The organism is Pseudaminobacter soli (ex Zhang et al. 2022), assembly GCF_014595955.1.
Classification (GTDB): Bacteria; Pseudomonadota; Alphaproteobacteria; order Rhizobiales; family Rhizobiaceae; genus Kumtagia; species Kumtagia pseudosoli.
Genome location: NZ_JABVCF010000007.1, coordinates 74,207 through 88,347 on the forward strand (window position 1 = coordinate 74,207; position 14,141 = coordinate 88,347).

A 14,141-nucleotide genomic window follows, 5' to 3' on the forward strand; every position below is an offset into this window, starting at 1 on the left:
ATACTGAGGGTGGGTCACGCGCGCGCTGCGGCCTCGCGAATTCGAGCCAGGAGATCGTCTATCTCCTCCGCTTCCATCCCACGAATCCTCTCGGCAAGGAGGTTGGCGAGTTCCGTTGCCTGTTCCGGCAGGCCAGCGGTGTCGATGACCACGCGCGGGTCGGAGACGGCCGCGAGACGCTCGAGTTCCTCGGCCTCATCCCAGATGATGTTGAAATAGCCGATGATCTTCTGCACCAGCGCCCAGCCGGGCGCGCCGCGGTGGCCATGCTCAAGGGCGGAAAGATAGGCCGGGCTGACGCCGATCGCGGCAGCCATCTCCTTCTGGCTGATGCCGCGTTCGGCCCGCAGCGCCCGCAGCCTGGCGCCAAAGGGCGTCACGGCTTTTTCCTTCGCAGCCGGACATAGAGCGCGCCCGAGCCGCCATGATGACGCGCGGCGTGATGGTGGCTGCTAACCAGTGGCCTGAATGGCGCTGTCGCCAACCACGCCGGCACGGAGCGTCGCAGCACGCCGTCACCGCCGGAGGAGGAGCCCTTGCCGGTGATGACTAGCACATAGCGCATCTCGTTGGCGTGGGCTCGGTGGAGGAAGGAGAACAGCAGCGAGTAGGCCTCGTCCTGCGTCAGCCCGTGCAGGTCCACCCTGCCTTGGATCGGCAGCCGGCCGGCCGCAAGCTTGTCGTGCGTCGGCTGATCGAGCGCGCTCTGCGCGAGCGTTTTTGGGCGCGAAACTGGCGGCGATGATGCGGCAGACTTTGCCGGTTCGGGCCGAGCCTCCGAGAGCGCTTCCGCCATCGAGACAGGCTGCGGCTCGGGCACGGTGGGATGTGCACGGCCTTTCAGCGGCCGGGCGGTCCGAGCGACCTGGCTCCACAGGATGCGGTCCTCTTCCGTGAGCGTCCTTCCGGCACGGCGGTTCACGGCAGGATTCCCGACGCAAGGGTTCGTGGGAGAAGCGCATAGAAGTCGGCCGAATGGCGCACGACGCCGGCAATCTCGCCCGCGGCGGGTCCGGACCCGGCGAACAGATCACCGCGGGCAGCGCCCACGATGGCCGAACCGGTGTCCTGGGCAATCATCAGTCGCGCGAAGGGCTTGGCATCGAAGGCGGTGAGGTCCGAGGCATGGATGAAGAACGGCGTCCCGAAGATGTGAAGAAGTCGGTCGACCGCAACGGAGCGGCCCGGCGTGAGCGGCACCTTGGCTGCGGCTATGGGACCGAGGGACGGATCTTCGACGGGCGCCTCCCTGAAGAAGATGTGGGAACGGTTCTTCCAGAGGATTTCGTCGATGCGATCCGGATGCGCCGCGAACCAGCCCCGGATCGACTGCATGGTCACATCGGCGAGCGGAATTTCGCCGAGGTCGGCGAGTAGCCTGCCCGGGCCCGTAAAACGCTGTCCGGATTTTGCCGCATAGGTGATCCGGCGAACGGTTCCGTCCGGCATCACCAGGCGGGCAGCGCCCTGGACGTGAATGAAGAAAGCGTCGACCTTGTCCGCCACCCAGGCGATCGCCAAGCTCTCCCGGTCGATGGCGCCCAGTTCGATATCCCGGCGATCATAGTATTCGACGATCCCCACTGCTGTCTGTCGACCAAACGCCAGGTAAGGATCGAGAGCAGGCGGGCGATTGGAATCATCCAAGTCGACCAGATCGGATGGGCGTCGCAGCAGAGGCACACTAAACTCGCCCGTGCGAACCGGGGAGGCGGCAACCTCGGGCTCGTAGAACCCGGTGACGAATCCGCTGCCGCCGCGTTCAGGTCTCACCCGGGCCGGGAAGAAGTGGCGCTCGAAGAAGGACAGGGCATTTGTGCTGTCTGCGAACTCGATCGTTCGCGCTTCAAGATAGGCCGGCTCGAATGAGGAAAAATCCACGCCGAGCGAACCGGTACGGTACGGCTTGATGAGCACATGACGAGCGGAACGCTGGAAGGCTTCGAAAGCCGGCGCGTGGTTGTCCTGTGACCAGCCCGGCAGATCGTCATAGGTAACAGGTTCAAAGGCGGAAAGCAGCGGCGGCATGGCGCCTGCTCGCGTCAGTCTTCTTCCTCTGTCGCGACCAGCTTCCAGTTCGGGTCCTTGGAGCGTGTGTCGCGCGCGAAGGTCCAGACGTCCTTCACCTCGGCGACGGTTTCGGGGTCGCCATCGATCACCTCGCCGGCCTTGTTGCGGGTGGCCGAGATGAGTTCGCTCACAATGCGAAGCGTGATGTGAGCCTCACCGCCCTTCACGTCCGCGCCGACGATATCGGCCTTGTTGATCCCGACGAAGGACGACTGGATCTTCTCCGACCGACTTTCCCGATCTCCGATCGCGGCCACGAAGCCGTCATAGACGTCGCGCGACAACAGGTTCTTCAGCGTCTTCCTGTCACCGTCGGCATAGGCCATCACGATCATCTCGTAGGCCATCTTTGCACCCTCGACGAAGCCCTTCGGATCGAAGGAGGGATCGGCGTCCTTGATCGCACGCAGCCCGCGATTGAGGTCGCCCGGCGGCGGCGCGACGGCATCGATGTCCGCATAGGCGTCATCGCCGGTTTCGCCCGCCGCACGCTTGCGCGGCAGCGAGACGACATTGTCCTTGGCCGCTTCCTTCTCGCGAGTGCGGCCAGCGGTATATGGATCGAAAGGCGGCCTCTCGTTTCCAGTACGGCGGCCGAGCACGCTGCGCAGTTGGAAAAAGATCACGACTGCCGCAACCAGAAAAAAAATCGTGCCGAAGTCGAAGAACTGCATCTTTTTCCGCCAAGGATTCCTGAGAGCGCCCTGCCGCAGGCGCGCGGGCGGCGCTCACGTGCAGATTAATCATATAGATCGGGGGCGCCGATCATTCAAATCAAACACCTGCATACTTATGTGTGGGGTGTCGCGCCAACAGGCGCGCCCCGTTCTCGATCTGGAGCTTACGTGGCCCGACTGCTGCTGCCCCTCTTTTTCATCGGCCTGCCGCTGATTGAAATCGCCGGATTTGCGTTCGTCGGCAGTGCAATCGGCGTCCTGCCGACCATCGGCCTTGTGATCCTGTCCACGATCCTGGGGTCCGTGCTGTTGCGCCTCCAGGGTTTCGGAGCGCTCGGTCGGATCCAGCAGGAGATCGCAGCCGGGCGCAATCCGGGGCGCGAACTGGCACATGGCACCATGATCCTCGTTGCAGGCATCCTGCTGATCATTCCGGGCTTCTTCACCGACATCATCGGTCTTCTGCTCTTCCTGCCACCGGTCAGGGATTTCGCCTGGACGATCCTGCGCAGCCGGATCGGCTTCGCCGAGTTCAAAGTGTTCCGACAGGGATACGAGGCGCGCGGGCCTGGGCGCGGGGGACCCACCATCGATCTTGATGCCGAGGATTATTCCCGCGCGCGTGACCCGGAATCGCCGTGGCGGAGGCTGGACGACCGCGGCTAAGGCGCGCAAACTTGTCTTGGCTGGCCTGTCATGCTAGCGAACCCGCGATTTCGGAACGGGCCTGACAGGCCCCAAAGCGAGGATCTCGGCCCATGGCCAACGACGAGAGCACGCCGGCAGGAACAGCCGGAAACGGAAATGCCCAGCAGGCCAGAGCCACGCTCAACGTGCTCGCCCAGTATGTGAAGGACCTGTCGTTCGAGAGCCCTGGCGCACCCAACTCGCTGCGCGGCCGCGACAAGGCGCCCAACATCAACATCAACGTCAACGTCGGCGCCAATCCGCTCTCCGACAAGGAGTTCGACGTCAACCTCACGCTCAATGCAAAGGCCTCCGCCGACCAAGACGTGCTGTTCAATGTCGAACTGGTCTATGGCGGCGTGTTCCGGATTGAGGGTTTCCCGCAGGAGCACATGCTGCCCCTGCTCTTCATCGAGTGCCCTCGCCTCCTCTTCCCCTTCGCGCGCCAGATCATTGCCGATGCAACGCGCAATGGCGGCTTCCCGCCGCTGATGCTCGATCCGATCGATTTCGCGCAGATGTTCCAGCAAAAGCTCGCCGAGGACCAGGCCGCTTCGAAGGTGAACGTGGTCTGAGGCGCTTCGCCCCCTCGCTGACCTACTCGGCCGGCACCGAGATGCCGGCCTCCAGCCACAGAGCCTTTTCCCCAAGCTTTGACACGAGACGCGCATGCGCCTCGATTTCTTCCGAGCTCAGACGCTCCAGCAGTGGCCGCGGCCTGGTTCGGATCACAGTCTCGGACAGGTCGATCGTGAGTTCGGCGCTCGTGACTTCCACTGTCTCGAGGATGAGTGCGGCCTGACGGCCGCCGATCATCTCGATATAGACCTCGGCCAGCAATTCGGAGTCCAGCAGCGCGCCGTGCTTGGTGCGTCGGCTGTTGTCAATGCCGTAGCGGCGGCAGAGCGCGTCGAGCGAATTCGGGCCCATCGGATGTTTCCGCCGGGCCAGCGCCAGCGTATCAACGATCCTGTCCTGGCCGACAGGTGGCAGGCCGAGGCGGGCAAACTCGGCATTGATGAAGCCGAGGTCGAAATTGGCATTGTGAGCCACAAGCCTCGCGCCTTCGGTGAAGGCGATGAAATCCCCGACGATCTCGGAAAAGGTCGGCTTACCCGCAAGATCAGCATCGCTGATGCCATGGACGGCGAGCGCATCCGGGTGGACCGGCCGTCCCTGCGGATTGATGTAGACGTGAAACGTCCGACCGGTCGGGAACCGATTATCGAGCTCCACGCCGCCGATCTCGATCACCCGGTCCTCGCGCGCGTCCAGGCCCGTGGTTTCAGTATCGAATATGATCTCGCGCATGGAATCCGGTATCGCCGCTGACACTCAGGGAGTTTTTCCGCAAAACCGGCTTGCGGGGCAAGGCGACGGGGAGGTCAAGTGGGGGTTTTCCCCGTCAGTTCGGCAACGATGGCGGCGACGGCGCGGCGTGCGGCTTTCATGCCGTGCCCGGTGTCGATGACGTAGTCGGCCAATCGGCGCTTCTCTGAATCGGGCACCTGCTTCGAGAGAATCGCCTGGAACTTGTCCTCAGTCATTCCGGTCCGCGCCAGGACACGCTGCCGCTGGATGTCAGGTGAAGCAGTCACGACGACTACCTTGTCCACCCTTCCCCGCCCCCCTGTCTCGAACAGTAGCGGGATATCCAGGACGGCGAGCGGTGCCCCGGCTTCCCTATGCCTGGCGAGAAACGCATCCGCGTTCGCCCGCACGAGCGGGTGAATGATGGCTTCGAGCTTCCGCAGAGCTTCGGGTTTTCCGAGAACGCGCGTGGCGAGTTCGGTCCTGTCGACTTTTCCGTTCTTGACCGTGCCGGGAAAAGCCTCTTCCACCAGCGGCGCGGCTATTCCCGCATAGAGGCGATGCACCGCCTCGTCCGAATCATGCACGGGGATGCCGGCTTCGACAAACATGCGCGCCGTCGTCGACTTGCCCATGCCGATCGAGCCGGTCAGGCCGAGCACGATCATGCCGTCACAGGCTCCAGGTCGGCGACGATCAGGTCCCGCAGTTCGGCAGTCACCTCCGGTCTCCTGCCGAACCAGCGCTCGAACCCCGGCACCGCCTGATGCAGCAGCATGCCGAGGCCGTCGACGGTCTTCAGGCCCGCGCGGCGGGCAGCGGCAAGGAGCGGAGTCTCGAGCGGCACGTAGACGATATCCGTGACCAGGGCGTCCGCGGGCAGACGGGTCAGGTCGAGATCCAACTCAGGCTGGCCATGCATGCCTGCCGAGGTCGTATTGACCAGAAGGCTTGCGTCGGAGACGCGGTCGTTCGCATGGTCGAGCGGATGAGCAGAAACAATCGGCCCGAATTCGCGTGCCAGCGCCTCTGCCCGCTCCACGGTCCTGTTGAAAAGCCGAACTTCGGAAAAACCCCGCTGCTTGAGCGCAAAAAGCACCGCCCGCGCGGCACCGCCGGCGCCGAGGACCGCGGCAGTTCCGCCCCCATTCGCCCACCCGGGAGCTCTTTCATCGAGATTGGCCGCAAAACCATAGGCGTCCGTGTTGGAACCGTGGAGCAGCCCGTCCTCGACCCAGAGCGTATTTACCGCGCCGATCGCCGAGGCAGCTTCGTCGCGCCGGTCGACCGCCTGGAAGGCCGCCTCCTTGTGTGGGATGGTAACGTTGCCGCCGACATAGTCACCGGCCTTTATGGCCGCGGCAAAGGTGGAAAACTCTTCCGGCGCAACGTCGACCGCGACATAGCTGCCCCCGATCCCGTAACGTTCCAGCCAGTAACCATGGATCTTCGGCGATCGCGAGTGCTTGATCGGGTGACCGCAGACGAAGGAGCGGCGTGGCTGCTCAGCCATCGATGGCTCCGAGTTCGCGAAGGGCCGCAAGGACAGGCAGGAGCGGCAGCCCGACGATCGTAAAATAGTCGCCCTCGATTTTTTCGAAGAGCTGAATTCCCTCGCCTTCGATCTGATAGGCGCCGACGCTCTGCAGCGCCCTGTCCCCTACGCGGGCAAGATGCCGGCCAATGAAGCCGGGGTCGAGCTTGCGCATAATCATGGTGGCGATGGAAACGGTCCGCCACAGCACCTGTCCGTCGCGAGCCAGCACCACGCCGCTGTTCAGGTGATGCGTCTTGCCGGACAGTTTCAGCAAATGCCGGCGGGCGGCCTCCATATCAGCAGGCTTGTGAAATATCTCGTCTCCCAAGTTAAGCGTCTGGTCGCAGCCAAGCACCAGCGCCCCAAGCTGACGTTGGCTGACGTCGATCGCTTTGGCTTCGGCCAGGATCTGGGCGACCTCTTCGGGTGCTACCCCCGAATCCAGAAGCGGAGCCTCCGCGGCCCGCTCGTCGATCTGCGGCCGCACGGATACGACTTCGAGGCCGGCGTTCACGAGCATGGCAAGGCGGAACGGGCTCGCGGAAGCGAGGATGATGGGCGAGGTCATGGCACCAACCCTTTCTGAATGATGCGCCTAACGTGTCTTGTTGCGCAGGGCAACGATCGCCGCAGCGGTCTCCTCGATGGAGCGGCGGGTAACGTCGATCATCGGCCAGCCATGGCGGGAGCATATCTGCCGCGCATAGGCGAGTTCCTCGGCAATCGTAGCACGATCGACATAGTCCTGCGCTTCAAACCCAACGGTCGATCCAAGCAGGCGGTTCTGGCGAACTTGTGAAATCCGCTCCGCGCTTGCCACTAGGCCAACGATCAGCGGACTTTGGGCAGTCACCAGGCTGTCGGGTATGGGTACGCCGAGCACGATCGGGACGTTCGCGGTCTTGATGCCGCGATTTGCGAGATAGATGCTGGTCGGCGTCTTCGAGGTCCGCGAGATGCCGATCAGCACGATGTCGGCCTGCTCGATATCGGCCGGGAGCTGGCCATCGTCATGTTCCATGGTGAAATTCAGCGCTTCGATGCGCCGGAAATATTCGGCGTCGAGCACGTGCTGGGCGCCGACGCGGCGACCCGCGGGCTCGCCGAGATAGGACTGGAACACGGTGAGCACGGGCTCCAGGACTGATACGCAGGGAAGCCCCAGTTCGGCACAACGCTTGTCAACGATGGCCGCGAGATGCTGGTCGACGATCGTGTAGAGCACGATGCCGGGCTGCTCCTCGATGTCCTCGAACACCTTGATCAGCTGCTTCTCCGTCCGAACCAAGGGATAGATGTGCTCGATCGCCCTCGTGTGCTTGTACTGGGCGGACGCGGCACGGCCCGCGGCGAGCAGTGTCTCGCCGGTGGCATCGGAAACGAGGTGCAGATGGAAGAAGTTCTGGGGTTTGTTCACAGCGCGATCCGGCGGGTGTTAGCCGATGTGGATAAGGGGCGGGATTTGGCACTGATGCCATCGGCCCATTGTATCGAACCCCCGGTCATCCACAATTCACCGCGCGTTTGGATGCCGCGAGCGGCTCTGGAAAAGTGTGGGGATCAGGGAAGTTTGTGCAAGGCAAGCGATGCAACCCGGCTCGATCACCAGCTACCTAACTACATGATTCTCCGAGAGTTCCTGGAACGATCCCCAGAGTTCTGCTGACCGAACGGCCTGCAGCGTTGGGCCACATGTGTCCCTGATTTCGAGGGTCGGCTCTGGAAAACCCGAAACCCACGATTCCAACAGAGTCGTAGAATCAGAAATTCGGTTTAGAAGGAATTGGTTTTAAGAAAGGGAGCCGGGAAAACCGGCTCCGCCTACTGGGAAACGCATCCTGCTCGCCATCAAAGGGGCTCCTGAATGACAGAGAACATGAGTGGTGCAGCCAAGCGGAGCGGCAGCATGGCGGCTACCCGCGCCGTGGTTGCGATGCTTGTCCTGGCGATCGCCGTCGCCCTGCTCTTCTGGTGGAACCCGGTCGGCCACTATCTCTGGATCAAGGCAGCCCATGTGATCGCAGTGATCTCCTGGATGGCGGGCATGCTCTATCTGCCGAGGCTGTTCGTCTATCATGCGGACGCCGAACGCGGCTCCGTCCAGTCCGAGACCTTCAAAGTCATGGAGCGCCGCCTCTATCGCGCGATCATCAACCCCGCGATGATCGCGACCTGGGTGCTGGGACTATGGCTTGCCTGGACCGGCTTCGGTTTCTCCGGAGGCTGGCTGCACGCGAAGATCGCGGCTGTGCTGATCCTGTCGGGCGTGCACGGCTATCTCGGTGGAGCGCTTCGCAAGTTTGCTGAAGACCGGAACGACAAGCCGGCACGGCACTTTAGGATCGTCAACGAGATCCCGACGGTGCTGATGATCTTCATCGTCATCATGGTGATCGTGAAGCCGTTCTGAGCGGAACCGAAAAGGCGCCTTGCTCTTTTATCCTGTTGCCGCTAAATACAGGGTCCTCCTCTCCGCCACACGCTATCCGTCCATTCGTAGCTCCCGGTCGCGTCAGGCGCGCTCATCGCATCCGCCGATAGCATCCCTCTACCCGCCAAGGCCTCCTAATGCAGGAAATGAAGCTTCAGGATTTCAAGAACAAGAAGCCGATCGATCTGATCGCCTTCGCCGAATCGCTCGAGGTCGAGAACGCCAGCGTCATGCGCAAGCAGGAGCTGATGTTCGCGATCCTGAAGAAGCTCTCCTCGCAGGATGTCGAGATCATCGGCGATGGCGTCGTCGAGGTTCTCCAGGACGGGTTCGGCTTCCTGCGCTCGGCCAATGCCAACTACCTGCCGGGTCCGGACGATATCTACATCTCCCCCTCGCAGATCCGGCGTTTTTCGCTGAAGACGGGAGACACGGTCGAGGGGCCGATCCGCAGCCCCAAGGAAGGCGAGCGCTATTTCGCGCTGCTCAAAGTCAACACCATAAATTTCGACGATCCGGAGAAGATCCGGCACAAGATCCACTTCGATAACTTGACCCCGCTCTATCCCAACGAGCGGATCAAGATGGAAGTCGACAACCCGACGACCAAGGACATCTCGCCGCGCGTGATCGATCTGGTGGCGCCGATCGGCAAGGGACAGCGCGGCCTGATCGTGGCGCCGCCGCGCACCGGTAAGACCGTCCTGCTGCAGAACATCGCGCACTCGATCACCACCAATCATCCCGAATGCTATCTGATCGTGCTCTTGATCGACGAGCGGCCGGAAGAAGTGACCGACATGCAGCGCTCCGTTAAGGGCGAGGTGATCTCCTCGACCTTCGACGAGCCGGCAGTACGGCACGTGCAGGTCGCAGAGATGGTCATCGAGAAGGCGAAGCGCCTGGTCGAGCATGGTCGTGACGTTGTCATCCTGCTCGACTCGATCACGCGTCTCGGACGCGCCTACAACACGGTCGTTCCGTCCTCCGGCAAGGTGCTGACGGGCGGTGTCGACGCCAACGCGCTGCAGCGGCCAAAGCGCTTCTTCGGCGCGGCGCGCAATATCGAAGAGGGCGGATCGCTCACCATCATCGCCACCGCGCTGATCGACACCGGCAGCCGCATGGACGAGGTGATCTTCGAAGAGTTCAAGGGCACCGGCAACTCCGAGATCGTGCTCGACCGCAAGGTGGCCGACAAGCGCATCTTCCCGGCGATGGATATCCTCAAGTCGGGTACCCGTAAGGAGGATCTGCTGGTTCCGCGGCAGGATCTGCAGAAGGTGTTCGTGCTGCGGCGCATCCTGGCGCCCATGGGCACCACCGATGCGATCGAGTTCCTCATCGACAAGTTGAAGCAGACGAAGTCGAACGGCGAGTTCTTCGATTCGATGAACACCTGAGCCTTTGCTCAGCGATAGGGGGCCGAGTTCCAGGGGGAGTTAGCGGGGGCGCGATTTTCCACCAGTGATTGGTGATAGGTTGTATTGTCCCGCCCGACGGGATTGACCTATCAGGATCTGGTTCTGATGTTTGCCGATACAATCGTAGCACTCTCCAGTGGCGCGCTTCCGGCCGGGGTCGCCGTCGTCCGGCTCAGCGGCCCCGCTGTAATAGACGTAGTATCCAAGCTCGTAGGATCGGTGCCGCCCCCTCGAACGGCGTGCTACGCAGCTCTGCACCTGCCTGACGGGTCGGTCCTGGACTGCGGGCTCGTCCTTTACTTCCCTGCCCCGGCAAGTTTCACGGGGGAGGATTGCGCGGAATTCCAGCTGCATGGTGGACGTGCAGTTGTCCAAGCTCTGCTGAAGCATGTCGCCTCGCTTCCGGGTTGCAGGCTCGCCTCCGCCGGCGAATTCACACGGCGGGCTTTTCTGAACGGAAAGATGGATCTGCTGGCCGCCGAGGCTGCCGCCGATATCATATCAGCCGAGACCGAAGCACAACGCCGGTTTGCCGTCGCCAACAGCCAGGGTCGGAACAGTGAGCTTTATGCAAGCTGGAGGACGCGGCTGTTGCGGGCTCGCGCCTTCGTGGAGGCAGAACTCGACTTCGTCGACGAAAGCGATGTGCCAGATGCCGCTGCTCAGGCGGTCTGGAGCGACATCGATGCCCTCGTCGGCGAGATAGATCGCCACATCGATGGCTTCAAGAAGGCCGAGATCGTCAGGGAGGGATTCGACGTTGTTCTCCTCGGCGCCCCGAATGCCGGAAAATCCAGTCTGCTCAACGCTTTGGCACAACGCGAGGCAGCGATTGTCACGGATGAGCCGGGCACCACGCGCGACCTGATCGAAGTGGTGCTCGACATCGAAGGCTCGAAAGTGCGTGTCACGGACACGGCTGGTATCCGAGATGCAACCGGAAAGGTCGAGCAACTGGGCATCCAGAGAGCTCGGGAGCGGGCGTCGCGGGCGCAGCTCGTCTTGCTTCTCGAAGATGTCGGTTTGGACTCGCCAGAAGTTGTGCTGCCTAAAGGCAAGCCATTTCTTCGGATCGGGACGAAGATCGACCTTTGCGACGGAAGGCCACCCAATGGCTACGATCATCTGGTCTCCTGCTTGACAGGGGATGGCCTGACCGAACTTGCGCGAGCCATGGGCGATGCCGCCAAGGCCGCGGAGCCTGTGGCCGGGGAACTAATCCCATGGCGTCTGCGCCACGTGGAACTGTTGGCCGAAGCCGTCGGGCATCTCAGGAGAGCTGTGGAGGGTGAACGGCTGCCCCTGGAGCTCCGCTCGGAAGAGATGAGATTGGCAGCCAACGCACTCGGGACCATAACAGGTTCGATCGATGTCGAGGATCTGCTCGACGTGATCTTCGGGCAGTTCTGTATCGGCAAGTGATTCACGTGAAACATGCGACTTCCGGAAAGCGGAGGAGCATTGACATCGTGTGAGCCGGACTACATGCCTCGGCAGAGGTTTGCGATGAAATACGATGTTGTTGTCATAGGTGGTGGACACGCGGGCTGCGAAGCGGCAGCTGCCGCGGCACGTGCGGGCGCGAAAACGGCGCTGATAACCATGCGCCGCGACGCGGTCGGCGTGATGTCCTGCAATCCGGCGATCGGCGGGATCGGGAAGGGCCAGCTTGTCCGGGAGATCGACGCGCTCGACGGGCTGATGGGTGTCGCTGCGGATCGCGCGGGCATTCAGTTCCGCCTTCTTAACCGCCGCAAGGGTCCGGCGGTTCGGGGACCCCGAACGCAGGCCGACCGCAAGCTTTACCGCCGGGCAATCCAGGCTCTTATCGCCGAGCAGGAAAATCTCACTGTCATCGAGGGCGAAGCGACCGAACTGCGTGTCCGGGACGACCGGATCTGTGGCGTCAGAGTCGGTGACGAGGATATTGCGTGCGGCGCCGTGGTGCTCACCACCGGAACGTTCCTTCGGGGACTTATCCACATTGGGGAACGACGCATTCCTGCTGGCCGAGTGAATGAAAAGGCCTCAGTAAGCCTTTCTGATTCAATCGCAAAAATCGGCTTTACGCTGAAGCGCTTGAAAACAGGCACCCCGCCGCGTCTGGATGGCCGCACCATCGACTGGTCTGGGCTGGATCGGCAGTCAGCCGATGAACAGCCGGTGCCGTTCTCACTGCTTACTAGCACGATAGAATGTCCTCAGATCGAGTGTGGGATCACGCGCACTACGTCTGCCACCCATGAGATCATCAGGCGGAATCTGCACCGCTCGGCAATGTATTCTGGGTCGATCGAGAGCATCGGCCCGCGCTACTGTCCCTCGATCGAGGACAAGATCGTCAAGTTTGGCGATCGGGAGGGGCACCATGTTTTTCTGGAGCCGGAGGGGCTGGACGACAACACCATTTATCCTAATGGGATATCGACATCGCTTGCCGAAGAGGTTCAAAGAGAAGTCGTGGCGTCAATACCCGGTCTTGAGCGGGCAACAATCCTGCAGCCGGGTTACGCAATAGAGTACGATCACATCGACCCCCGTGAGTTGGCGCCGACCCTCGAAACCAGGAAGGTTGCTGGCCTATTCCTGGCTGGGCAGATCAACGGCACGACCGGCTACGAGGAGGCCGCTGCACAGGGAATCCTGGCCGGGATCAATGCGGCACGAACAGTCGGAGGCCAGAACGGAGTCATTCTCAGCCGCTCCGAAGCCTACATCGGCGTCATGATCGACGATTTGACCAGCAGGGGCGTTTCGGAGCCCTACCGGATGTTCACATCGCGCGCCGAGTTCCGTCTGTCTCTTCGTGCTGATAATGCCGATCGCAGGCTCACCCCGCTGGGGGAAAATCTCGGCATCGTTTCGGAGCGAAGGTTGCAGGCCTATCGAGGTGCCCAGTCCGAGTTCCAGGCCGGACTAGCTCTGTTACAATCACGCGCCATGACGCCGGATGAGGCGACCCGCTACGGCCTGAACGTGAATAAGGATGGCCGGCGCAGGACTGCCTACGAACTGCTCTCCTACCCAGAGGTGACGATCCAGCGCCTTAGCGAGATCTGGCTGGAGCTTCGTTCCCTACCCGCCACGGCAGTGGACCGGCTGGAGACCGAGGCTCAGTACGCTGTCTACATGGAGCGCCAGGCAAAGGACATCGACCAACTGCGGCGCGAGGAGGCCCGCAGTATCCCGACGGCGCTGGACTACGCGACGCTGCCCGGGCTTTCGAATGAGCTCAAGCATAAGCTTTCGTTGCGGAGGCCGGGATCTTTGGCGGCGGCAGAGCGGATAGAGGGAATGACGCCGGCCGCCTTGGCAATCATAGCCGCGCGGTCGCGCGAGCTTGAGAGGCTCGACCATGCAGGCGAATGACGGGGGCTTGCAGGATATTGTCAAGGTCGCCGGCCATGTTTCACGTGAAACACACACAATCCTCCACAGCTTCGTAGAGGAGTTCCAGCGCTGGAACCGGGTGACCAACCTGGTCGCCCAATCGACCGTCCCCGACATCTGGAACCGCCACGTCCTCGATAGCGCCCAGCTCCTTCCGTTATCTCGCGGAGCGCTCAGGTGGCTTGATCTGGGGTCAGGGAGCGGATTCCCGGGCCTCGTTGTGGCCATTCTTCTCAGAGAGAGTCCGGGTGCTCAGGTTCACCTGGTCGAATCAAACCGCAAGAAAGCTGCATTTCTCAACCGTATCGTCGGCCTCTACGGTCTCCCGACAAAGGTCCATGCCAAGCGCATTGAGGACATCGATCGAACTCTAGAGGCAGATGTGGTTACCGCCCGGGCGCTGACCTCTCTCCCTCAACTGCTAAGACTTGCGGAACCATGGCTGTCCACCTCTGCAATAGGGCTTTTTCATAAAGGCAGGGGATTCAAAGAGGAATTGAAAGAAAGTAGTCTGCGCTGGCGATTCGAGCTGGTAGAGCATGAGAGTGTGATTCAGAACGACAGTGTTGTTCTCGAAATCCGCAATCTTCGCCGAATCTGAACGGCAAGGACGT

General features: G+C 62.0%; 16 protein-coding genes. 7 read left to right on the top strand and 9 right to left on the bottom strand.

Annotated features, from left to right (window positions below; all coding sequences use genetic code 11):
• Nucleotides 1–14: 14 nt before the first annotated feature.
• From HUI96_RS14190 to HUI96_RS14205, 4 genes are read right to left on the bottom strand one after another with little or no spacing between them, the layout of a single operon-like run.
• Nucleotides 15–380 (bottom strand): helix-turn-helix domain-containing protein, encoded by a 366-nt coding sequence (locus tag HUI96_RS14190; RefSeq protein ID WP_188255323.1) that lies wholly within the window; start codon nucleotides 378–380, stop codon nucleotides 15–17.
• Nucleotides 377–922, bottom strand: coding sequence for a Smr/MutS family protein (locus HUI96_RS14195; protein ID WP_188255324.1), 546 nt, complete (start codon nucleotides 920–922; stop codon nucleotides 377–379). The genes HUI96_RS14190 and HUI96_RS14195 overlap by 4 nt, the downstream gene beginning before the upstream one ends.
• Nucleotides 919–2,028, bottom strand: coding sequence for a murein transglycosylase A (gene mltA / locus HUI96_RS14200; RefSeq protein ID WP_188255325.1), 1,110 nt, complete (start codon nucleotides 2,026–2,028; stop codon nucleotides 919–921). Before mltA ends, HUI96_RS14195 begins: the two co-directional genes overlap by 4 nt.
• Before the next feature lie 14 nt (nucleotides 2,029–2,042).
• Nucleotides 2,043–2,744: a Tim44/TimA family putative adaptor protein gene (locus tag HUI96_RS14205; protein WP_188255326.1), complete on the bottom strand. Its 702-nt coding sequence runs from the start codon at nucleotides 2,742–2,744 to the stop codon at nucleotides 2,043–2,045.
• A gap of 171 nt (nucleotides 2,745–2,915) precedes the next feature.
• Here HUI96_RS14205 and HUI96_RS14210 point away from each other — a divergent pair, with 171 nt between their 5' ends.
• Both HUI96_RS14210 and secB read left to right on the top strand, forming a co-directional pair.
• Nucleotides 2,916–3,413: an FxsA family protein gene (locus HUI96_RS14210; protein ID WP_188255327.1), complete on the top strand. Its 498-nt coding sequence runs from the start codon at nucleotides 2,916–2,918 to the stop codon at nucleotides 3,411–3,413.
• Between the two features lie 92 nt (nucleotides 3,414–3,505).
• Nucleotides 3,506–4,009 (top strand): protein-export chaperone SecB, encoded by a 504-nt coding sequence (secB, locus tag HUI96_RS14215; protein ID WP_188255328.1) that lies wholly within the window; start codon nucleotides 3,506–3,508, stop codon nucleotides 4,007–4,009.
• A gap of 22 nt (nucleotides 4,010–4,031) precedes the next feature.
• Here secB and dnaQ read toward each other — a convergent pair whose 3' ends face one another.
• The 5 genes from dnaQ to HUI96_RS14240 form a co-directional block, all read right to left on the bottom strand.
• A complete protein-coding gene (dnaQ, locus tag HUI96_RS14220) occupies nucleotides 4,032–4,745 on the bottom strand; it encodes a DNA polymerase III subunit epsilon (RefSeq protein ID WP_188255556.1) in 714 nt (237 codons plus the stop codon).
• Nucleotides 4,746–4,819: 74 nt separating this feature from the next.
• On the bottom strand, nucleotides 4,820–5,413 hold the full coding sequence (coaE, locus tag HUI96_RS14225) for a dephospho-CoA kinase (RefSeq protein ID WP_188255329.1): 594 nt from the start codon (nucleotides 5,411–5,413) through the stop codon (nucleotides 4,820–4,822).
• A complete protein-coding gene (locus HUI96_RS14230) occupies nucleotides 5,410–6,258 on the bottom strand; it encodes a shikimate dehydrogenase (RefSeq protein WP_188255330.1) in 849 nt (282 codons plus the stop codon). The genes coaE and HUI96_RS14230 overlap by 4 nt, the downstream gene beginning before the upstream one ends.
• The gene (locus HUI96_RS14235; protein ID WP_188255331.1) at nucleotides 6,251–6,850 is read right to left on the bottom strand and encodes a Maf-like protein; all 600 of its coding nucleotides are present in this window, start codon (nucleotides 6,848–6,850) and stop codon (nucleotides 6,251–6,253) included. Before HUI96_RS14235 ends, HUI96_RS14230 begins: the two co-directional genes overlap by 8 nt.
• A gap of 27 nt (nucleotides 6,851–6,877) precedes the next feature.
• On the bottom strand, nucleotides 6,878–7,699 hold the full coding sequence (locus tag HUI96_RS14240; RefSeq protein ID WP_188255332.1) for a pyruvate, phosphate dikinase/phosphoenolpyruvate synthase regulator: 822 nt from the start codon (nucleotides 7,697–7,699) through the stop codon (nucleotides 6,878–6,880).
• Between the two features lie 447 nt (nucleotides 7,700–8,146).
• Between HUI96_RS14240 and hemJ the strand changes: the two genes are divergently transcribed.
• From hemJ to rsmG, 5 genes are all read left to right on the top strand, one after another.
• Nucleotides 8,147–8,692: a protoporphyrinogen oxidase HemJ gene (gene hemJ, locus HUI96_RS14245; RefSeq protein ID WP_237684134.1), complete on the top strand. Its 546-nt coding sequence runs from the start codon at nucleotides 8,147–8,149 to the stop codon at nucleotides 8,690–8,692.
• 158 nt (nucleotides 8,693–8,850) lie between these two features.
• A complete protein-coding gene (gene rho, locus HUI96_RS14250) occupies nucleotides 8,851–10,116 on the top strand; it encodes a transcription termination factor Rho (RefSeq protein ID WP_188255333.1) in 1,266 nt (421 codons plus the stop codon).
• A gap of 123 nt (nucleotides 10,117–10,239) precedes the next feature.
• Nucleotides 10,240–11,559, top strand: coding sequence for a tRNA uridine-5-carboxymethylaminomethyl(34) synthesis GTPase MnmE (gene mnmE / locus HUI96_RS14255; protein ID WP_188255558.1), 1,320 nt, complete (start codon nucleotides 10,240–10,242; stop codon nucleotides 11,557–11,559).
• An 84-nt stretch (nucleotides 11,560–11,643) separates the two neighbouring features.
• Nucleotides 11,644–13,506: a tRNA uridine-5-carboxymethylaminomethyl(34) synthesis enzyme MnmG gene (mnmG, locus tag HUI96_RS14260; protein ID WP_188255334.1), complete on the top strand. Its 1,863-nt coding sequence runs from the start codon at nucleotides 11,644–11,646 to the stop codon at nucleotides 13,504–13,506.
• Nucleotides 13,493–14,128: a 16S rRNA (guanine(527)-N(7))-methyltransferase RsmG gene (gene rsmG, locus HUI96_RS14265; protein ID WP_188255335.1), complete on the top strand. Its 636-nt coding sequence runs from the start codon at nucleotides 13,493–13,495 to the stop codon at nucleotides 14,126–14,128. Before mnmG ends, rsmG begins: the two co-directional genes overlap by 14 nt.
• Nucleotides 14,129–14,141 lie beyond the last annotated feature (13 nt).